This window comes from Winogradskyella undariae, assembly GCF_013285155.1.
In the GTDB taxonomy this organism is placed as follows: Bacteria; Bacteroidota; Bacteroidia; order Flavobacteriales; family Flavobacteriaceae; genus Winogradskyella; species Winogradskyella undariae.
In genome coordinates this window covers 213,118-235,000 of the sequence record NZ_JABTEL010000006.1, presented here as the reverse complement: position 1 = coordinate 235,000, position 21,883 = coordinate 213,118, and the positions used below count along the sequence as shown (strand labels likewise).

The 21,883-nt window shown below is 32.6% G+C and carries 19 protein-coding genes; 7 read left to right on the top strand and 12 right to left on the bottom strand.

Features of this window, described 5'->3' with window-relative positions; all coding sequences use genetic code 11:
• Positions 1 to 207: 207 nt before the first annotated feature.
• On the top strand, positions 208 to 657 hold the full coding sequence (locus HSX10_RS10700; RefSeq protein ID WP_173588210.1) for a hypothetical protein: 450 nt from the start codon (positions 208 to 210) through the stop codon (positions 655 to 657).
• A gap of 650 nt (positions 658 to 1,307) precedes the next feature.
• Here HSX10_RS10700 and recQ read toward each other — a convergent pair.
• Positions 1,308 to 3,509, bottom strand: a complete 2,202-nt coding sequence (gene recQ, locus HSX10_RS10695) for a DNA helicase RecQ (RefSeq protein ID WP_173588209.1) — start codon at positions 3,507 to 3,509, stop codon at positions 1,308 to 1,310.
• An 88-nt stretch (positions 3,510 to 3,597) separates the two neighbouring features.
• On the opposite strand from recQ, the gene HSX10_RS10690 reads away from it, so the two are divergent.
• The 4 genes from HSX10_RS10690 to lptB all read left to right on the top strand — a co-directional run bounded on the left by HSX10_RS10690 (position 3,598) and on the right by lptB (position 6,596).
• On the top strand, positions 3,598 to 4,563 hold the full coding sequence (locus HSX10_RS10690; RefSeq protein ID WP_173588208.1) for a KpsF/GutQ family sugar-phosphate isomerase: 966 nt from the start codon (positions 3,598 to 3,600) through the stop codon (positions 4,561 to 4,563).
• Positions 4,563 to 5,393 (top strand): twin-arginine translocase subunit TatC, encoded by an 831-nt coding sequence (gene tatC, locus HSX10_RS10685; RefSeq protein ID WP_173588207.1) that lies wholly within the window; start codon positions 4,563 to 4,565, stop codon positions 5,391 to 5,393. The genes HSX10_RS10690 and tatC overlap by 1 nt, the downstream gene beginning before the upstream one ends.
• Before the next feature lie 4 nt (positions 5,394 to 5,397).
• Entirely contained in the window at positions 5,398 to 5,760 is a 363-nt protein-coding gene (locus HSX10_RS10680) for a carboxymuconolactone decarboxylase family protein (RefSeq protein WP_173588206.1), read from the top strand.
• Between the two features lie 95 nt (positions 5,761 to 5,855).
• Positions 5,856 to 6,596, top strand: coding sequence for an LPS export ABC transporter ATP-binding protein (gene lptB, locus HSX10_RS10675; protein WP_173588205.1), 741 nt, complete (start codon positions 5,856 to 5,858; stop codon positions 6,594 to 6,596).
• A 342-nt stretch (positions 6,597 to 6,938) separates the two neighbouring features.
• Here lptB and HSX10_RS10670 read toward each other — a convergent pair whose 3' ends face one another.
• The 3 genes from HSX10_RS10670 to HSX10_RS10660 all read right to left on the bottom strand — a co-directional run bounded on the left by HSX10_RS10670 (position 6,939) and on the right by HSX10_RS10660 (position 9,866).
• The gene (locus HSX10_RS10670; RefSeq protein ID WP_173588204.1) at positions 6,939 to 7,466 is read right to left on the bottom strand and encodes a transposase; all 528 of its coding nucleotides are present in this window, start codon (positions 7,464 to 7,466) and stop codon (positions 6,939 to 6,941) included.
• 717 nt (positions 7,467 to 8,183) lie between these two features.
• Positions 8,184 to 9,062 carry a DUF808 domain-containing protein gene (locus HSX10_RS10665; protein ID WP_173588203.1) on the bottom strand — a complete coding sequence of 293 codons (879 nt, stop codon included), beginning with the start codon at positions 9,060 to 9,062 and terminating at the stop codon, positions 8,184 to 8,186.
• A 45-nt stretch (positions 9,063 to 9,107) separates the two neighbouring features.
• Positions 9,108 to 9,866 carry a CDP-alcohol phosphatidyltransferase family protein gene (locus HSX10_RS10660; protein WP_173588202.1) on the bottom strand — a complete coding sequence of 253 codons (759 nt, stop codon included), beginning with the start codon at positions 9,864 to 9,866 and terminating at the stop codon, positions 9,108 to 9,110.
• Between the two features lie 265 nt (positions 9,867 to 10,131).
• Between HSX10_RS10660 and HSX10_RS10655 the strand changes: the two genes are divergently transcribed.
• Positions 10,132 to 11,199, top strand: coding sequence for a putative type IX sorting system protein PorV2 (locus tag HSX10_RS10655; protein WP_173588201.1), 1,068 nt, complete (start codon positions 10,132 to 10,134; stop codon positions 11,197 to 11,199).
• Positions 11,186 to 12,388, top strand: coding sequence for a lipoprotein N-acyltransferase Lnb domain-containing protein (locus tag HSX10_RS10650; RefSeq protein WP_367651265.1), 1,203 nt, complete (start codon positions 11,186 to 11,188; stop codon positions 12,386 to 12,388). Before HSX10_RS10655 ends, HSX10_RS10650 begins: the two co-directional genes overlap by 14 nt.
• Positions 12,389 to 12,591: 203 nt before the next feature.
• Here the strand turns inward: HSX10_RS10650 and HSX10_RS10645 are convergent, their stop codons facing one another.
• From HSX10_RS10645 to HSX10_RS10610, 8 genes are all read right to left on the bottom strand, one after another.
• Positions 12,592 to 13,986: a sugar transferase gene (locus tag HSX10_RS10645; RefSeq protein WP_173588200.1), complete on the bottom strand. Its 1,395-nt coding sequence runs from the start codon at positions 13,984 to 13,986 to the stop codon at positions 12,592 to 12,594.
• Positions 13,987 to 14,119: 133 nt separating this feature from the next.
• A complete protein-coding gene (locus tag HSX10_RS10640; protein ID WP_173588199.1) occupies positions 14,120 to 15,145 on the bottom strand; it encodes a glycosyltransferase family 4 protein in 1,026 nt (341 codons plus the stop codon).
• Positions 15,099 to 16,493, bottom strand: a complete 1,395-nt coding sequence (locus HSX10_RS10635) for an O-antigen ligase family protein (RefSeq protein ID WP_173588198.1) — start codon at positions 16,491 to 16,493, stop codon at positions 15,099 to 15,101. Before HSX10_RS10635 ends, HSX10_RS10640 begins: the two co-directional genes overlap by 47 nt.
• 15 nt (positions 16,494 to 16,508) lie before the next feature.
• The gene (locus tag HSX10_RS10630; RefSeq protein ID WP_254453228.1) at positions 16,509 to 17,600 is read right to left on the bottom strand and encodes a glycosyltransferase; all 1,092 of its coding nucleotides are present in this window, start codon (positions 17,598 to 17,600) and stop codon (positions 16,509 to 16,511) included.
• 42 nt (positions 17,601 to 17,642) lie between these two features.
• Positions 17,643 to 18,773, bottom strand: coding sequence for a glycosyltransferase family 4 protein (locus tag HSX10_RS10625; RefSeq protein WP_173588197.1), 1,131 nt, complete (start codon positions 18,771 to 18,773; stop codon positions 17,643 to 17,645).
• Positions 18,770 to 19,765 (bottom strand): glycosyltransferase family 2 protein, encoded by a 996-nt coding sequence (locus HSX10_RS10620; protein WP_173588196.1) that lies wholly within the window; start codon positions 19,763 to 19,765, stop codon positions 18,770 to 18,772. Before HSX10_RS10620 ends, HSX10_RS10625 begins: the two co-directional genes overlap by 4 nt.
• Complete coding sequence (locus tag HSX10_RS10615) at positions 19,765 to 20,799, bottom strand: exostosin domain-containing protein (RefSeq protein WP_173588195.1); 1,035 nt, start codon at positions 20,797 to 20,799, stop codon at positions 19,765 to 19,767. The genes HSX10_RS10620 and HSX10_RS10615 overlap by 1 nt, the downstream gene beginning before the upstream one ends.
• A 260-nt stretch (positions 20,800 to 21,059) precedes the next feature.
• Positions 21,060 to 21,806 carry a sulfotransferase gene (locus tag HSX10_RS10610; protein WP_173588194.1) on the bottom strand — a complete coding sequence of 249 codons (747 nt, stop codon included), beginning with the start codon at positions 21,804 to 21,806 and terminating at the stop codon, positions 21,060 to 21,062.
• Between the last annotated feature and the right edge of the window lie 77 nt (positions 21,807 to 21,883).

Here is a 21,883-nt window from a genome sequence, read left to right as displayed (position 1 = left end):
GAGAGCCACTCATAACACCTAACATAAATTAAAACCAAAAATCAAATAATCACAAACAACGTCAGTTCGAGTGAAATTTAAATTAAACAAAGTGAAGATTTAAATTTTGTATCGAGAACAATCCTTAATAACTTACTATCAAATGAAGACGATTATAAAATTGGGGATTTAAATTAATAGAGTTAGTTTTGAAAAAAAATCACAAATATGGCATTTTCATTATCTCAACTTTTTGGTACTAAATCTTCTAAATCTAATGATTCTATTGAAGCTATTATTAATGATGTAGAAAATAATCCTTTTGGTGTTGCAGACACAAATGTTCTTTTTGCGGGTTTAAATGAATTAGGAGGCTATCATTTCTTTCAAACTGTAATTGTAGGAGACCTCAATGTAAAATGTAAAAATGGAGCAAAACTCACATTTATTGGTGATGATTTTAAATTAAAATTAGAAGCTGACATGCCTGAATTTGAATCTGAAAGTTCAGAAGTTAAAGGAAGACATATTACAAAAATTGATTTTCAGATTGAAGAAAATGAAGTGCAAAAATTAGATAGCGCAACACTTAGAAGCATTCAAATTAAAGTAAAAAAACACGATATTTCATTCAGTAAATATGTCGTTATAGAAGAAATCTCTGACGAAGAAGAATAGTTATAAAACAAATTACAAAACGTCAGTTCGAATGAAATTTAAATTGAAGCACAGCGAAAATTTATATTTTGTATCGAGAACTATTCAATACAAATATCAAAAACTGATATCCAAATAGACATAAAAAAACGTCAGTTCGAGTGAAATTTAAATTGAAGCACAGCGAAAATTTATATTTTGTATCGAGAACTATTCAATACAAATATCAAAAACTGATATCCAAATAGACATAAAAAAACGTCAGTTCGAGTGAAATTTAAATTGAAGCACAGCGGAAATTTATATTTCGTATCGAGAACCATTCAAGACAAATACCAAAAACTGATATTCAAACAGACACAAAAAAAACGTCAGTTCGAGTGAAATTTAAATTGAAGCACAGCGGAAATTTAAATTTTGTATCGAGAACCATTCAAGACAAATACCAAAAACTGATATTCAAAACAGACACAAAAAAAAACGTCAGTTCGAGTGAAATTTAAATTGAAGCACAGCGGAAATTTAAATTTTGTATCGAGAACCATTCAAGACAAATACCAAAAACTGATATTCAAAACAGACACAAAAAAAACGTCAGTTCTACTTAATTCAATAAATTAAGTAGAACTGACGAAAGTTATATAATTGAGTTTGCTTACTAAAATTGAACTTTAATTAGCCACTTCACTCATAAATTTAATACGATACAAACGTAATTCTTCATCATCATAATCACCATCAAACTCTTCAATAGCATCGTCTATCTTATCACTTTCAGTTTCCATGAAATAATCATGAATTTCTTCCTGCTGATCTTCATCTAAAATATCATCAATCCAATAGTTAATGTTCAACTTCGTTCCAGAAAAAACAATAGCTTCCATTTCCTTTATAAACTTAGACATGCTCATACCCTTAGACGTAGCAATATCATCCAATGGTAATTTTCGATCTACATTCTGAATAATATATAATTTTATGGCAGAGTTCGTTCCTGTTGATTTTACAACCATATCTTCTGGTCGTAATATGTCATTATCTTCTACATAATCAGCAATTAAACCTACAAAATCTTTACCGTATTTTTTAGCTTTACTCTCACCAACGCCGTGTACATTGTTCAACTCCTCAATAGTAATAGGATATTTTAAAGCCATATCTTCTAATGATGGATCTTGAAAAATAACAAATGGAGGCACTCCTAACTTTTTAGCATTACGCTTACGTAAGTCTTTAAGCATTCCCATTAATTTCTCATCAGCTACAGCTCCACCGCCTCGTGTATTGGTTATAATACCGTCGTTAGAATCTTCATCAAAAACATGGTCTTCTGCCATCATAAAAGAAACTGGGTTTTCAATAAAGTCTTTTCCTGTAGCGCTTAATCTTAAAACACCATAGGTTTCAATATCTTTCTTTAAATAGCGAGCCACCAATACTTGACGGATCAGAGCCATCCAATAACGTGGATCTTTAGTTTTTCCTATTCCGAAAAAGGGCTGTTGATCCGTTTTATGAGAAGAAATCAATGCATTTGCATTCCCTACTAATACTTGTACTAAATCTTTAGCTTTATATTTTTCATTCGTTTTTGCAACAGTTTCTAAAAGGATTTTAACATCATCTTGTGCTTCTACTTGCTTTTTAGGATGACGAACATTATCATCCATGTCACCACCATCACCGGTTTCATTATCAAATTCTTCACCAAAATAATGAAGAATAAATTTACGTCTAGACACCGACGTTTCAGAGAAAGCAACCACTTCTTGTAAGAGAGCATGACCAATTTCTTGTTCTGCTACAGGTTTACCTGCCATAAACTTCTCAAGTTTTTCTATATCCTTATAAGCATAATAAGCTAAACAATGACCTTCACCTCCATCTCGACCTGCTCGCCCTGTTTCTTGATAATAACTTTCTATACTTTTAGGAATATCATGGTGAATTACAAAACGCACATCCGGTTTGTCAATTCCCATTCCGAAGGCAATCGTAGCAACCACAACATCGGTATCTTCCATTAAGAACATATCTTGGTGCTTTACTCGTGTTTTAGCATCTAAACCGGCATGATAAGGAACGGCTTTAACACCATTAACTTGAAGTACTTGGGCTAAAGCTTCAACACGTTTACGACTTAAACAGTAAATAATACCCGATTTTCCTTCGTTCTGTTTTACAAAACGAATAATATCTGCATCTACGGTTTTTGTTTTAGGGCGTACCTCATAATATAAATTAGGTCTATTAAAGGACGCTTTAAATGTAATAGCTTTAGGCATTCCTAAACTCTTCAAAATATCTTCTTGAACTTTAGGTGTTGCCGTAGCAGTAAGACCAACGATAGGGATATCATCGCCAATACGCTTAATAATTGTCTTAAGGTTTCTGTATTCTGGCCTAAAATCATGACCCCATTCACTAATACAATGGGCTTCATCTACGGCCATAAAAGAAATCTTAACAGTCCTTAAAAAGTCAACGTATTCTTCTTTAGTTAAAGATTCTGGTGCTACATACAACAATTTTGTAATGCCATTTGTAATATCATCTTTAACACGTTTTATTTCTGTTTTATTCAAAGATGAATTTAAAACGTGCGCCACACCTTCATGTTCAGACACGGCCCTTATAGCATCAACTTGATTTTTCATCAACGCAATAAGTGGAGATACCACAATAGCAGTACCTTCTTTTATTAGCGCTGGGAGCTGATAACATAAAGATTTACCGCCTCCTGTTGGCATAATAACAAAAGTGTTATTACCTGCAACGACGTTCTTTATTACTTCTTCTTGAAGCCCCTTGAATTCTGAAAACCCAAAGTACTTTTTTAATGCGATGTGTAAGTCAATTTCTGCAATACTCATTAATCCCTATTGGTATTTTATATACATTTGCAACAAGTTTAAAGATAATAAATTCTTTAAACCAAAAAAACTCAATAAAAAATAAGTTTTGAACACTAAGCAATCCATTTTACATACCGCAAAATCTACTATAAAATTAGAGAGTAAAGCGATAGAGCATTTGTCCGAATTAGTAACTGAAGATTTTGCTGAAGCAGTACAATTAATTTACAATTCTAAAGGTCGTGTGATCATCACCGGAATTGGCAAAAGCGCCATTATAGCTAACAAAATCGTTGCTACATTAAATTCTACAGGAACACCAGCGGTTTTTATGCACGCTGCAGATGCCATCCATGGAGACCTCGGATTAATCCTAGAAAACGACATTGTAATCTGCATTTCTAAAAGTGGAAATACACCCGAAATAAAAGTTTTAGTACCACTTATTAAGAAAGCAAAAAATAAAATGATTGCCATAACTGGTAATATAGAATCGTTTTTAGGGCAACAAGCCGACTATATTTTGAATGCTTTTGTTACAAAAGAAGCTTGTCCAAATAATTTAGCACCAACAACAAGTACAACCGCACAATTAGTTTTAGGTGATGCTTTAGCAGTTTGTTTATTAGAATTACGTGGATTTTCGAGCAAAGATTTTGCAAAATACCATCCAGGGGGAGCATTAGGTAAACGTCTTTATTTAAGAGTGAATGATATATCTTCTCAAAATGAAAAACCTCAAGTAAATCTTGAAGCTTCAGTTAAAGAGGTGATTGTAGAGATTACTGAAAAAATGCTTGGCGTTACAGCGGTTATCGAAAATGATCAAATTATAGGAATCATTACAGATGGAGATTTAAGACGTATGTTAAGTAAAAGTGACGATATTTCTGGTTTAAAAGCCAAAGATATTATGAGTAATAACCCAAGACGAATCCAAGAAGACGCAATGGCTGTTGACGCTAAAGAAGTTATGGAACAATTTGGTATTTCTCAATTATTAGTAGAACACGATGGTAAATATGCTGGTGTAGTTCATCTTCACGATTTAATAAAAGAAGGAATTATATAATGGCAAAAAAACATATAGACGAGATGTCTTTTTTAGATCATCTTGAAGAATTAAGATGGCATTTAGTTAGAGCTACAATTAGTATTGTAATTGCAGCAACAGCAGCTTTTATTTTTAAGAAATTTATTTTTGATGTCATCATTTTCGGGCCAACACACATGGATTTCCCAACCTATGAGTGGCTTTGTAAAATGTCTCAACTTATAGGAATGACAGACACCACATTTTGTGCTGAAAAATTCCCTTTTATTATTCAAAATAGAACTGTGGCAGGTCAGTTTTCGGCTCATATCTGGACTTCAATATACGCCGGTTTTATAGTTGCCTTCCCCTATGTACTTTACCAATTATGGAGTTTTATAAGTCCTGGGTTAAAAGCTAATGAACGTAAAAGCTCTAGAGGATTTATAATTGTAGCATCACTCCTATTCTTTTTAGGCGTACTTTTTGGCTATTATATCATCACCCCTTTATCAATTAACTTTTTAGCCAATTACAATATTAGTGATCAAATTTTAAACGAGTTTGATGTGAGTTCTGTAATTGCCATTGTTCGCTCTTCTGCTATAGCTTCAGGTTTTGTATTTGAGTTACCTATTATCATTTATTTTTTAACCAAAGTAGGTTTAGTGACACCTGAATTTTTAAAGAAATACAGAAAATTTGCTTTAGTTATTGTACTTATTATATCTGCTGTTATTACACCTCCAGATATTGCAAGTCAGGTTATAGTCGCAATTCCTATTCTAATATTGTACCAAGTAAGTATTTATATTTCGGCTGTTGTAGTTAGAAATCAAAACAGAAAAAAATCAAAAATTAAGTCATAAATAGATGTCTGATATTGTAAAAGAATTTAATGATTATCGTGCTAAAATGAACGATAAAATATTAGCCGATAATAATAAAGTAGTAAAGCGTATTTTTAATTTAGATACCAATGCTTTTAAAGAAGGGGCTTTAGATAAAAAGACAAAAGAGCTTTTAGGTCTGGTTGCATCTACTGTTTTACGTTGTGACGATTGTGTCAAATACCATTTAGAAGCCTCTTATAATGAAGGAATTTCTAAAGAAGAAATTAGTGAAGCTCTAGGGATTGCAACGTTAGTTGGTGGTACAATTGTAATACCACACTTAAGGCGTGCCCATGAATATTGGGATGCTATAGAGCAACATAATGCTGATTCTAATTCATAATTAGAAAGCATTACAAGGTTAAACTTTTAATAAATGACAACTAAAGCAAATAGAATCCACATGATTTTATTAATTTTAGCATTCTTAGACCATATATGAAGTTACGAGCAGAACATTTAATGAAGTCCTACGGCGGACGAAAAGTAGTAAAGGATGTCTCTTTAGAGGTTAACCAAGGAGAAATTGTAGGCTTATTAGGACCAAATGGTGCTGGTAAAACCACGTCTTTCTATATGATTGTTGGGATTATTAAACCCAATGGTGGTAATATCTTTTTAGATGATACTAACATTACAAAATACCCAATGTACAAACGTGCTCAAAACGGTATTGGTTACTTAGCTCAAGAAGCTTCTGTATTTAGAAAACTAAGCATCGAAGATAATATTTTAAGTGTGTTACAACTTACTAAATTAAGTAAGAAAGAGCAACTTGATAAAATGGAATCACTAATTGAAGAATTTGGTTTAGGACATATTAGAAAAAGTAGAGGTGATTTACTTTCTGGTGGTGAGCGACGCCGAACAGAAATTGCACGTGCCTTAGCCACAGATCCTAGTTTTATTCTTTTAGATGAACCTTTTGCAGGTGTAGATCCTGTTGCTGTAGAAGATATTCAACGTATTGTAGCAAAGCTAACAAAGAAAAACATTGGTATCCTTATTACAGATCACAACGTACAAGAAACTCTAGCGATCACTGACAGAACGTACTTAATGTTTGAAGGTAATATCCTTAAAGCAGGAAAACCAGAAGAATTAGCTAGTGATGAAATGGTTCGTAAAGTGTACTTAGGCCAGAATTTTGAATTACGTAAGAAGAAATTATTTTTTTAATTAATAAGTCTTCTATTTAATTTCTACAATGCCATTGTTCGTGTTTACCAACAACAATCACAACCTAAAATCTGAGATAAAACTAAACTCATCACTCCTTTCTTTATAAAACAGTCCAGATTTAGCAGGGTTTTCATGAATATAGTCCTAAATGCCATTGTTGGCGTTTCTCACCAACAATTACAACCTAAAATCTGAGACAAAAACAAATCCTTCACCTTTATCTCTATAAAATTTAGCCGATAAAAAACTATAATCTTCAGTTTTAAAGCAAAATACATATTTCACTGTATTTTCATGAGCATAGTCCCAAATGCCATTATTGGTGTTTTCCACCAACAATCACAACCTAAAATCTGAGATAAAACAAAATTCGTCACCCTTTTCTTTATAAAATTTAGCCGATGAAAACCTATAATCTTCAGGATTACAACACAGTCCCGCTTTAACAGGATTTTCATGAATATATTTTAACTTCTGCTCTATAATTTTATCAGAATAGAGATCCACACAAAGTGAATTTCTTTTCCAAAATTGGTATGATCGATCTTTAGATTCTACATAAAAACACTTTAAAACAGCTTTATGATGTAATTCTAAATCTTGTTTTATGTGTTGCGCAGTAAACTTCATAAAACTCAATTGTGTATGCTTTAATGAATACAAAAGCATAGGTTTCCAAATAATATGGATATGGTTATCCATTATAACATAACCATAAACTTCAACTCTTTTCTCTTCTACTAAAAATTGTAAAGATTCAATAATGATTAATTTATATTTTTCTGGCTTTAAAAGTTTTTTCCAATCTAAAATTGTAGCTGTATAAAATTGCGGACAATCTTCTATTTTTAAAGGTTTTAAAATCATCTTAAATTATGTATTGGAATTACATCTATAAAATATTGGTGAGAAACACCAATATTGGCGCAATGACATTAATAGCATTTATAATGTAAAAATAAACATCATAAACTTGCCATTGTTAGTGTTTCCCACCAACAATCAATTTAATATAAATCCTTACACACACACGAATAACAAAACCTAATGCTCCTTGCCATTGCTTGCCGTTGTTGGTGTTTTCCACCAACAATTAAACCTTGCCATTGTTGGTGTTTCTCACCAACAATCAATTTAGTATAAATCCCTACCTTAACAGGAATAACAAAACCCTAATGCCCACACTTTTTAGGAAGCAACAACTTGCCATTATTGGTGTTTCCCACCAACAATCAATTTAATATAAATTCCTAACTAAGCAGGAATAAAAAAACCTAATATCCTCTCTTTTCAGGAAGCAACAACTTGCCATTGTTGGTGTTTTCCACCAACAATCAATTTAGTATAAATCCTTACACACACACGAATAACAAAACCTAATGCTCCTTGCCATTGTTTGCCGTTGTTGATGTTTTCCACCAACAATCAAACTAAATAAATCACCTCCTTCAACTATAACCTAAGTTCTACTTGTTTTGTCTTAAAGTAAAAAAACGAGTAACCTTGAACGATCTATACCATTGTTGGTGTTCCCCTCCAAAAATCAATTTAGTATAATCCCTGCCTGCGCAGGAATGAAAAACCCTAATGCCCATTCTTTTTAGGAAGCAACATCTTAACACCATTGACAAGAAGTAAACAAACAACACCTGCAGCAAGACCCACAATAAAATCTCGTAAAACCGAAGGAATCTGTTCTAAGAAATGATGCATATAATCAATATTATGAACAAAAATACCACCCGCAACAAGCAACAAAGCAATAGTTCCTATAACAGACAAACTCTTTATAACCATTGGTAAGGCTTTCACTAAAAATGTTCCAATACCAAATAAAAAACCTTTACCATCGTCACTTTTACCAATCAGTTTTAAACCAAGATCATCCATCCTTACAATTAAGGCTACAATACCATAAACACCAATAGTCGCAATTAAAGCCACTATAGAAACCACAATAATCTGAGTCACTAAAGGTTCATTAACCACAGAACCTAAAGCGATAATTACAATCTCTACAGACAAAATAAAATCGGTAACAACGGCAGACTTAATCTTCGTTTTTTCTAAATCTAATAATTCTTGTTCTGTAAAATCCTTTTTAAGATCTACTTCAACTGCTTTCGGGTGAGGCACAATAAACTCATAGATTTTCTCAGCTCCTTCATAAGCCAAATACAGCCCTCCAAGAATTAAAATAATGATGATTGCACAAGGTACAAAAGCACTTAATAAAAAAGCCAAGGGTAATATAATCAACTTATTCAGTAAAGAACCTTTGGTTATAGCCCAAAGCACTGGGATTTCACGAGAAGATACAAAACCAGAAGCTTTCTCGGCATTTACAGCCAAATCATCACCCAATATCCCTGCTGTTTTTTTAGTCGTAATCTTAGTCATAACAGCAACATCATCCATTATCGCTGCGATATCATCAAGTAGTGCAAAAAATCCTGAGGCCATAAATTATAAGTATTTAAAAAAGTAAGAATGAATAAAACTTTAAGATTAATGAATCTTAGATTTCGTTAATAATGAAAGTAAAATATACAAACCAATAACTAAAGGAATAGCAGCAAAATGAAGTACTATAATTAAGACAACACTTAAGATTAGAAAAATATAACGTACGGCATTATCCTTAAAACCATAGTTTTTAAATTTTAAAGCGAATAACTTTATATTCGAATTTAAAAGGTAACAGCTCAACAAGGTTAAACCAATTAAAAACCATTTATTGATAATAATGTTATTAATAAGGTCATTATTCTGATACTCCAAAATAAGAGGTAGCGATAATAACACTAGAGTGTTAGCAGGCACAGGCAAACCTTTAAAATAACTTTGCTGATCTTCATCTAAATTAAACTTTGCCAAACGATAAGCTGATGCTAACGGAATAAACAAACCGATTAACGGTAATACAGACATTTTAAAACCTTGCCAATGAAAAACAGAATTCCAACTATCACTGTAAGCCGAATAATCTGGCGCATCAATAGTCAATCCAATAAGCTTAAACATAATAATCCCTGGCACTACACCACTGGTTACTAAATCTGCCAAAGAATCTAACTGAATTCCCATCGGACTCTGTACATTGAGTTTTCTAGCTAAAAGCCCATCAAAAAAGTCGAAAAATATCCCTAAAAAAACAAATATAGAGGCGGCAATAAAATTACCATTAACAGCAAATATTACAGCAATACAACCCGAAAACAAGTTGAGAAGTGTTACTAAATTCGGAATGTGTCTTTTAAAGCTCATAATCTTAATTTTTGTAAAAATAGAAAGTATTTAATTCTAATCTTATATTTTTTCTCAAATTATATCTTTTCAATTCTTAAAACAACATAAAATAAACCTCCATTTATATTAAAATAATACAACCTATATAGACAATAAGAGAATACATATTATGGAGCTTGGGTAAAATAAGTCATAAAATTATATTTAAAAACAATAAGAACGCCGTTATAGAGTTTAATAGATAGGAAAATATTATGCATCTTTGTAAAAAAAAATTGTGCTGTTGAAAAATTACTATGTAATTCTCTTAACGCTTGCTACTCTTACGGTTTCAGCTCAAACGAAGTATTCAAATGAATTTATGAATATTGGTGTAGATGCTGCTGCCTTAGGGATGAGTAATGCTGTGGTCTCCCAAACGGCTGATGTAAATTCAGGTTACTGGAATCCTGCAGGATTGGTACATGTTGAGGACACACAGCTCTCATTAATGCACTCCAGTTATTTTGCGAATATTGCAAATTATAACTACATCGCTTATGCCATGCCTATAGACAAATCAAGTGCTATGGGAATCTCTTTAATTCGTTTTGGTGTAGATGATATTTTAGATACCACACAATTAATTGACGATCAAGGAAACATTAATTACGATAGAATAAGTACATTTTCTACGGCAGATTACGGGCTTACCTTCTCTTATGCTAGAAAATTACCTTTAGATGGATTAAATTTTGGAGTGAATGCAAAAGTGATCCGACGAATTATTGGTGATTTTGCATCCTCTTGGGGATTTGGTTTCGATGCAGGAATTCAATTTGAAAGCCGACGAAATGATTGGAAATTTGGACTGATGGCTAGAGATATTACAACCACATTTAATGCCTGGTCTATAGACGAAGATAAATTTGAAGATATTAGCAGTGCCATTGATGGTGAAAACCAAGAATTGCCTGAGACCACAGAAATTACAATTCCAAAACTACAATTAGGAATGTCTAAAAAATGGATCTTTCATTATGACTATTCTTTATTAGCAGCAGCAAACTTAAATATGCGCTTTGCAGAAAATAACGATATTATATCCACATCTTTTGCCAGTATTAATCCTGCTTTAGGTTTCGAATTTGGGTATACAGATCTTGTTTTTCTAAGAGCAGGTGTTGGTAATTTTCAAAATGAATTACAAATCGACGATTCAGAGCAAGTAACTTTTCAACCTAATTTCGGAGTCGGATTTAAATACCGAGGCATACAAATAGATTATGCTTTTACAGACATAGGAGATCAAAGTGCTGCTTTATACTCAAATATCTTTTCTTTAAAAATAGACTTCAGTGTCTTTAGATAATTCAACAGTAATGAAACTAAAATTATCAGTTCTTGTTTTACTTTTCACTTGTATTTCTGGATTCTCACAACAATATCAACTCTCTGACAACGCAAAAATATCAGTTATAACCATTGGGCCAGGAGAATCTTTAAATGATGCTTTTGGACATAATGCTTTCAGGATAAAAGATAAAGCTTTAGGTATCGATGTGGTTTATGGCTATGGAGAATATGATTTTGATGCCCCTAATTTTTATTTAAAATTCGCTCAAGGAAAACTAAATTACCTCATTAGCAGGCATCCATTTCAAAATTTCTTTTATGCCTATAAAAGAGCTAATCGTACGATTGAAGAGCAAGTTTTAAATCTTTCTACTCAAGACAAACAGAAACTCTTTAACTACCTAGAAAATAATTACAAACCAGAAAACAGACGCTATTTATACGACTTTTTCTATGATAATTGCGCTACAAGAATTAGAGATGTTACCCAAAACACAACTTCAGAAACAATAGATTTTATATTACCTCAAAATTTCGAACCTAAAACATTCAGAGACCTCATCCATGAACACGTCGGCTTAAATACATGGGGCAGCTTTGGTATAGACATTGCTTTAGGTGCCGTAATAGATAAACAAGCTACAGCAGAAGAGTTTATGTTTTTACCGAAATATATTCATACTTTTTTTGAGACCGCAAAATTAAACACTTCTAAAAACTTGGTTAAAAGCGCAACGACGCTTTATCAAAAAAAAGAAACAAATACCAAATCTAATTTTATAGTAAGCCCATTAGTCATCATTGGTTTACTAGCCGCTTGTATCCTTTTTATAACCTATAAAGATTACAAAAACAAAGTAAGAAGCAAATGGTTAGACATCTCCCTTTTTGCACTTACAGGTCTTATTGGTATTGTATTATTACTATTATGGTTTGCAACAGACCACTCCGCAACAGCATTAAATTATAATGTATTATGGGCATTCCCACTAAATCTGTTTGTAATCGGACAATTAGCAAAACCAAAGGTTAAAATATGGTTTAAAAAGTACTTAAGATTCTTAATCATTATGCTTTGCTTAATTGCCTCACATTGGATTATAGGAGTTCAGGTCTTTGCCATAGGTTTAATTCCTCTGCTTATAGCACTAGTGGTCAGATATGTATATTTAGTAAAATGGTTTAATCTATCTGAAGAAGAGTGAAGAGTGAAAAGTAAAAAGTAAAAATTAAAAAGTGTGAAGTGTCTTATTTTTAATATGAAAAGCAACACATAAGCACTATTTTTAGTATCCGTTATTAAAGAAAGCATCACCATATCACAAAATCACCACCTCACCATCTCACCATATCACCATATCACCATATCACAAAATCACCACCTCACCAAATCACCACCTCACCAAACCTACTGCCCCCGATAATAAAGAATCGTACTCAAGGTCTTTATAAAAATATTAAGGTCTAAGAAAACACTACGATGCTTTATATAATACAAATCGTATTGCAATTTAGTAAGACTATCATCTACAGAAGCCCCATAACGTGTACTGACTTGTGCCCAACCTGTTAAACCCGGTTTTATAATATGTCTTGTTTCGTAAAACGGAATAATTCGTGCTAACTCATTTACAAAGAAAGGACGCTCTGGCCGTGGGCCAATAACACTCATATCCCCTTTAAGAACATTGTAAAACTGTGGAATCTCATCCATACGAGAACGTCTTAAAAACATCCCGAACTTCGTAATTCTAGTGTCATTTTTCTGAGCCCATTTAGCCTCTCCTTGCTCTGCATTAACCACCATGCTTCGTAGCTTAAGAATATTAAAAGGCTTACTATTTTTACCAACACGTTCTTGTCTATAAAACAAAGGCCCTTTATTACCTATAAGATTACCAATAAGCACAATAGGTAAGATGAATAAACCAAGGGTTAGACCTACAATTGAAAAAACAACATCGAAAGTACGTTGAAAAAAGATATAAAGCTTATTCTCATTACTACGACTAAAAGGAAAATACTTGTAGAAATCTTTACCCACAAACTGAATAGGCACCTTTTTTAATAACTCTTCATAAACTTGCGTATAATCTCTAATCTTAAAACCACGTTCTAAAAGCAATATTAAATCGTGATAGACCTCTACCATAATGGCTTCGGTATTAGAGCTGGCGACCAAAATTTCAGATATTTTTTCTGCTTCAATAGTCCTTAAAAAGTCTTCAGGTTTAAATTCTGGTAAACCTTTAAACTTTACCGATTCTAAAGTAGAAACTTCACTATTAATAAATCCAATGATTTTATAATTAGGGTCTGTAGTGTTCAAAGCATGGACTAAACCTTCAATATTAGAAATCTCACCAACTAAAAGCACCCGTTTATAAAAACGAGGAGATTCAATTAAATGGATATAGATGAAGCGCCATAAAAAAAGGGATATAATCAGTGTTAAATAAAGGTAAACAATCTGTAAACGTTCATCGGGTAAATAAGGAGAAAGCACAGGTGTTAAGAGATAAAATAAAACCACTGTAGAAGTTGTAATTACAATGTTTTTAAAGGTAGAATCAAGTTCACTCGCCTTTTGTAAATCATACAATTCAAAAATAGTCGCAAAAATAGAAAAATAAACCCCCAATAAAATTAAAGCAACACTATTAGCTGTACTAAATTCAATGTATTCAAAATCAAAATATAGACTTAATAAAAAAACGCCAAAAAACACCATGACCAAGTCAAAAATTCTAAGAAGAATTTTACGCTCAGAAACTTCAAAATGGATACTTTTTTTCTTCGACATTATAACATTGTACTAGACGGTAAATATAAGAAGTCTTATATATTTTTAATATTAATTTAGACTAAAGACAGAATACAAGGATAGCGCACTTCGTTTTGTTTTTTAATCAGATGAAAATATCTTAAAAATAAAACTAACATTTAGTGCCCTCTAAAACTTCAATCCAGTCTGCTTTTAAAAGCGCCCAATCAAAGGCTTCTACTTTTTTACGAGCTTTAGCTGCTAGTGATGCTGCGAGCACAGGGTCTGATTTTAATCTTACAATAGCCGCAACAAAGGCATTCAAATTTTGAGGCGGCACTAATAATCCATCAACCTCATCTTCAATAAGAAATGGCATTCCTCCAACATTCGTTGACACAATAGGCAAACCTAAGGCCATAGCTTCTATAACACTCACCGGCATATTATCAAAATTGGTGGTATTAATAAACACATTATAATCTTTAGCAAGCCTTATCCATTCGGCTTTAGTCAGTTTCCCTGGTGTCTCTACAGTAACCCCTAAAGCTTTTGCACGCGACTTCACCTTAGCTAAAGAACCATCCGTATCTGGGCCAGCCATGCATAATGTGGTTTTATAACCTAAATCTTGTAGCGCCTTTAAAATATCTACAGCCAAGCAGGGATTATAAATTTCTGAAAACGACCGTACCCATAATATATTAATAGTACCAATAGACCGCGATGCAAAAGGATAGTTTTGCAACTGTAAACTGTTAGGGATATATACGACATTAGTAAACCCCTGTTTGTTAAATGCTTCTTTTAGGTATATAGAAGGCGATACTAAGACTTTAGCGGGTTTAAATAGCCTACGGCTTAATTTAGGGTTCTGTTCTAAGCGTTGTGGCAAATTCCCCCCATGTAAAATAGGAATATAAGGTAAACGCAATAAACGACAGACTTGGCTCACCACAAAAGCGTAGTAAAAATTCTGAGTGCTATAGGTATCTATTAATACATTATCCATACGGTATCCATACACTATGGTACCTTTAACCATATCTAAAACACGTGCTATTTTATTTTGAAAAGCCGATTTACAAAAAACTAAAAACCCTTCCCCTTCTAAGGCCTGTGTTAAGCCTTTCATATAAGAAACGTTGGTCTTACTGTTTGTTAAGTTGTTTCCTAGATAGAGGACGTTTTTTTTCATGTGTAATATGTAATAAAGCCAAACCATAAATAAACCCTGGTGCGGCAATACGCATGGCGGAATGATTAATTGTGGCAAACCAAAAAATTAAAAAAGAATAAAATAACAAATTCCCTTTATGCTGGTTTCTATAGGCTAATGGCGTAAATATAAGTAATAACAAAATAATGAGGCCAAAAATACCATGCTCAGAAAACAAACGGCTGACCTCATTATGAGATGCAATAATTTTACCTTCCTCTTCTAAACGGACCTGCTTCATACCATTGGCACCCACACCAAAAAAAGGATGTTTTAAAAACCCTTGAAACTCACGTGTAAATAAATCAACCCGACCTGTAGAAAGGTCTGATTTTTCTCTTCCTGTGGCATCTTTATTTCCATACCGATTTTCTATTAAGCCATTGGTTTGATTTGCGGTAATAGACCAAATAATCACAACTCCAATACCAAGCAAAAACAGTGAACCTATAATTTGTTGGCGTCTTTTATATTTTGACGCTCCGTATAACATCACTAAAAAACCAATAATCATCATTATAGCCGTAATTATACCCCCGCGACTAAAGGTCACTAACCCTCTAAAAGACACCAAACCTAAAAATATTAAATTAAAGATCTTTAAAAATAGTGTTGGTGATTTTAAAAAAAAACGTACGGTTAAAGCCACCATCCCTAAACCGAATAAAGTAGAGACTTGATTAGGCCCATACCCCCCTGAGGCAGCAAAATTAGATCCAGTACCATCTAAGACTTCTTTTACACTCGGGTTATACAAAAAAACATACACCATCATCGCTAAGACAGGAAAAGTCATACAAGCTAAGATTTGTAACAATTGTTCTTGGGTTATTTTTTTATCATAACAATATAAGGCTGAAGCCCCTAAGCACACAGGGCCACTCAGTACAAAAGCGATGGACTTCCTAAAATTTAAATCATAACCTAAAGTTGTAGAGGCTACTAAGACAGAAGGCACTAATAAAACAAGGTAAATAAAATAAGGGTAACTTTTACCCGATACCCCAGTAAAAAACATCCCAATGAGCACTAATAAAATGATATAATATTTAGAAAATTCATAAAACAAACCACCTCCTGTCATACGAAAAAGCGATTCTGCTGCTGCTATATAAGCACAACCAAACAACACCCACATCGGTTTAGAGCGCTTTGCTGACAATAATACTTTACCTATAAAAAAGAAACAAACAACTGTAAAATACAGTTTAGAAAACTGAGGAATATAAAAAATACCTACACCTACAAATAAGTGTAATACCACTAAAGCGACATAGAGATCGTTAGTAAAATGATAGCGTTTTTTATGTAATTTTGTTCTGCTCATTCTTAAGGCACAAATTTAAGCATATAATGCTAATATGCGCTTTACACTCGCCGCTTCTGAAAAAGAATTTGCCACTACAGTCTTTAGAGCAGCTCCTGTTTCCTTTCTCCGTTGAAAATCCTCTATATAGCCTATTATAGATTCAGCTAAAGCAGTAATAGTGTTTGAAGAAACTAAACTTCCATAACAAGCATCACTAATCACAAGTTTACAATCCCCAACATCGGTGGCAACAACGGCTAATCCACCCTGTCCGTATTCTAATAAAGCCAAGGGTAAGCCCTCTGATTTAGAAGACAAGACTCCAATATCAGATTGTAAAATAATCTGTTCGGTATCTTCACAACTTCCATAAAAAAACACCGCTTCTTCCAATGTTAAATCTTGTACTAAAGTTTTAATTTGTGTGGCATAAGCATCTTTAAAATCCTTCCCGACACAATGCAGCGTCCAATCAGTAAATTGCTCATTAACGTGTTTATAGGCGTTTATTAAAGTGATATGATCTTTTTGTGGCCGTAAATTAGCCAAACATAATATCCGTTTGCCTTTTATTCCGTGCAATGTAGTTTGAGGTGCTGTTTTATAAGGCACTACAAAATTGGGTAAAAACACCACCTTACGACACCCTAAATGCTGCTCATCCCAGTCCGCTAATTGTGCATTCACCGTAATAATAGCTTTAAAAGTTTTAGTACAGCATTTTAAAATGGTTTTGGGGCGTTGCTCTAAAAACTCACTATTTCCATAATGGTCATGCCAAACGACATCTATTTTCGGATACACTAATTTTAATAAGGTGGCCATAAAATAAGAGCTCGCATGGGCATGAACTACGGTAATCTGTTCGTGATTTACAAAAGCTCGTAAACGTTTTAAAGCCGAAAAATCTAAAGTTCTTTTGCGTTTCAAAAACAGATAGCCAACGTCTTTATCTAAGCTTCCTTTTAAAAGCCCTTCCGCTCGTGTCGTACATAAATAAGATTTTTCCACTTCAGGACGCAAAGCATTGGCCAAATTAACCGCCATACGTTCCGCACCACCAGCCTCTAAGCTATCTATTAACTGTAAAACCCGCAATGGTCTCCTATTTTTCCTATCCCCCATCAATTTCAAAACTCTTAACTCTTAACTCTTAACTCTTAACTCTTAACTCTTCAAAGTTCCATTCAAAACGCTCTGAATATCTCTTTCCAAACGATCAAACGTATACTGTTGCGACCAATCCATTGCATTTTTAGCCATACGGTTTAAATCGTCTGTTTTAAACATACTGATAAACTCGGCAACAGAACTCTCTAAATCGGGTTCAACAATCAAACCTCTTTGCCCCTCTCCTAGCATCCAACGCACACAAGATACGGATGTTGTTACAGGGATACAACCATAAAACATCCCCTCAGCAACGGCTTTAGGCCAACCTTCGCTTTTCGATAATAAGATATTGAAATGCGCCGCTAATAAGGCGGCTTTTACCACCGTTTTATCTTGATTGCCATGCATAGTGATACATGACTCTAACTCTTGTTTTGAAATATAATCTTCTAATTGAGCTCGTAAAGGACCATCTCCAAACAATTCTAATCGGGCAGGAATCCCTTGTTGGTTTAATTCTTCAATAAACTGAACCGTTAACAAAGGCCGTTTCCCAGGTACTAACATCCCGGCAAACACAAATACCAACTCTTGTGTATAATCTTTAGGGTTAAATGAGACACGTTCTGCATCACGATAGGTCGCAGAAATAAACGAATATACATTAGTGGTTTCGCCAGGCCATTCCCCATATACCAACACCTTCATATTTCGGGTTAAAATTGTATTTCGAAGTATAGCTTGTTGTAAACGATACGTCCAAGGCTGATTGCTATTCGGATCCCAATTTCCTGCATACTTCGTTGACTTTGATTTTGACGGAAATAAAAGTTGCGCAAAACAAGCTACTAAACCGACATTAGACGGACAACGAATATGAATATGATCGGCTTGACGCATCACTTGCACACATTTCAAAAAGATATAAGGAAATAAAATTAGTGTTTTTAAAACATCTATAAATCCTAAAATATTAAAATTAGGAACAGCTACAAAACTTATATTATTATGTGTATATGCGGTATCTATAGCATCAACTTCATTATTTGGTTTATCTATGCCTAGCACAACCAATTCATCGGCATATTTTGCCCAAATATTCATTTCATTGACATAAGGAGCATACCCATAATACTTACCATCTTTAGTACTATGTTGTACTAAAGTAAATATTGCTAATTTCATTTTTTTATTTTTGGTTTATTATATATTAAACTCCACCAACCTACAAAACGCCCTAAAGCCTCTTGAAGTTCAAGGTTTTTATTCTTAAATTTCAATCCACCTAGAACACTTAACAACATCAATAAAAAGGCCGTTAAATGCCATTTTAATTTAGCTTTTAATTTAGGGTTACTATATTTCACACGCCAAATATACCATCCATTTCGAATAATCATTTTTCCATATTTATAGGCATTGGGTCTGCCGTGAACTTCGTGATGATGTTCGCAAACAGCAGCTGTATTGACATATAATTGTCCTAATTTAGATAAGCGTAAACAAAAATCAGCATCTTCATACAAACCATACCCTTCAAAATAAGTTGAAAATGATAAGGTGTTAAAAACAGACATCTTATAAGAAGCTACACCCCCCATGAATAATTCTACAGGATATACTTTACCTGAAGGAGGCAAAAAACTTATTGGTCTCATATGAGAAAAAGACGGCAAAACACCAGGCAAAACACCTGGTTGCAAACCAAATAGCTTTCGAATTTTAAATCGTAATGGCTCAAGTCTTCTCCAACCATCAAAATCATAATAATTTGAATTTGGTGTTGAATTATAGCGTTCCCAAATCACTTCGTTCGTAATATAGCCTCCTACACCTAATGCCTTTGGGAAAATATTATAAGTTCCTATTAGGTTTTCAAAATAAGACGTATCTAAAGTAATATCATCATCTAAAAAACAAACCACATTAATACGTTCTGAAACTTTAGATATTCCGAAATTTCGTTGCTTGGTTAATCCGCGTTGATGCTTTTTGACTTTATAATACTTAAGATTTTTAAAAGCATTGGCCTCAAGCATACGTGCTGTATCATCGTTCGTAGACCCATCTATAATTAGAATTTCATCAGGATATAAAACTTGTAAAGTTACTGTATTTAGTAATTTTTGTAACGCTACCGGGCGCATATAGGTACATACAACTAGAGAAAATGTCATTATTTATTTTGTTTTAAACCATCATGTATGTCCTTAAAAAAGGCATTCCTATTCATATATTTTTCCCATAAAGCTCTATTTTCAGACTGTATATTTATAAAATCTGTATCACTTAACTGCTCATGAAAATTAACAATACTAATCTCTATATCTTTTGGGTGACTACTTTTAACATGTACTAAGTGTTTAGACCAATTAATACTTCCACCTAAAGGTAACCTGCAATCTGTATCTATAAATACAGGTATTCTCCCCATCGCTAACGTCTCGTATAAGCGTACAGAAAAATTACCAACACCTCGCAAACAAAAGGTGTATGCAGAGTCTTCTATATTTTTAAAAAACTCTAAAGTGGTTCTTTTTGTTTCTGCTTCTGTTTTTACACCGCCTCTATACTGATCTCTAAATATAAAATTGGGTTTTAATAATTTACTTCTATTCAATCTTTTTAAAATACGAGCCCTTTTTATACTAGAAGGATAAAACGATTGATAATCTATCTGTTGTTTTTTTAAACCTCTTTTTAAAATATTAATTTTCAAATACGACATACACTCTTTCAATAACTTAAAAAAACTATCATCTGAATGTCCTACAAAACCAAGAGAAGGCAAAGCTTCTTTTTTTAAGGGATTAAATTCAGTTTTTAGGACAAACTCATAAGGATCTACTATAAAAGAAGGCATTATAAAGGTATTTGCATTTAGTTTTGAATGAAAACCTCCAAGCCTAAAATTATAAATTTCTTTGTCTTTAAATGAATAGCCAAAATCACCTCCTGTATAAATCCAAAGTGGTATATTATTTCGTTTTGATAATTCTAAATACTTAGACTTAATTTTTGGCTCTAAACCACAGATATAATTATACTCTAATGGTAATATTATAAGATCTGCTTCCTCTATAGTTTGTGAAATACAATAAAATTCACCAATTATTTTATCCTTTTTATAGTGTAAATCTAAAAGTAGAGGAAAAACACTACGCCTGTGCTCTGGCATTAAAAATGATCTTTCTGTATAAATTTTTAGCATAAATTATTTATTAACTATATATATTTAATAATATGCATATTTCCCCTCCTTAGCTTAGAACACAAATAACCACAAGTTTAAAAATTAATTATCTACTACACTATATCTTAATATTATTTTTAATATTAAGGAAGAGCCAGTTTCTTAAACTTTATCAATTACTTTATTTAAAAAAATTATTCTGATTTAAAAATTTGCTAAGTCTCAAAAAATAACATTATTAATAGAATTAGTAATGATTAGCTTTTTAAACAAAAAATTTATTTGTTTTTATTGGTTAAAAATTTGTTTTTAAAATCAACTCTATATTTTCTAAAGTATGCTCTGCTATACCTTATTTTACTTCTTAAAACTATATAATCTTCGTTACTAAGAAATCTAATCAAAATCCTTTTAACTAAAACATTTAAACCAAAGTACCCAAAAACAAATAATTTAATTTTTCTTTTTATTTTTTCCTTTTTATTTTTTGGAGTTTTGTTTACCCATGGAAATTTCTTGAATATAATTGGCAATTCAAGAAACTTTTGTAGTCTAATAGCATCTTCATCTCTCTTTATATCAACAGTAATAAAATTTGTTTTTCCATGAAAATAACTCATTACTCTTTCTTCATGTTTACGATATTTTTGTAGATAAATTTCAGGATACTCAAGAGTGTCTTCATGACCATAAAAATGTTTTCTTACTCGATTATTATATTGATTGGACTGATAAAAGTTTTGAACACTTAATAACCAAGATTTTTCTTCTCTCTTCAGATAAACGAATTTCACATTTAAACCCAGATTATCAATGTATTCAAAAATATCATACCAAGGATCATCCTGAAAAGCATCATAACTTTCAATATATTTATCAATATTTTCAAAATTATTATTTAATAGATCATAGTATAAATTCGTGTCAGGCCCTGTAACTAAGTAACCTAGTTTTTGTAATAATAGTGCAACACTAGTCGTTCCTGTTTTATGAAGACTTATGATACAAATTTTATGTTTTTTCATTTGAGTTGAAATAAAAGTCAATTTTATAATAAACAATCATATTGTTACCCTTATTTTATTTGTTTTTATGACAAATA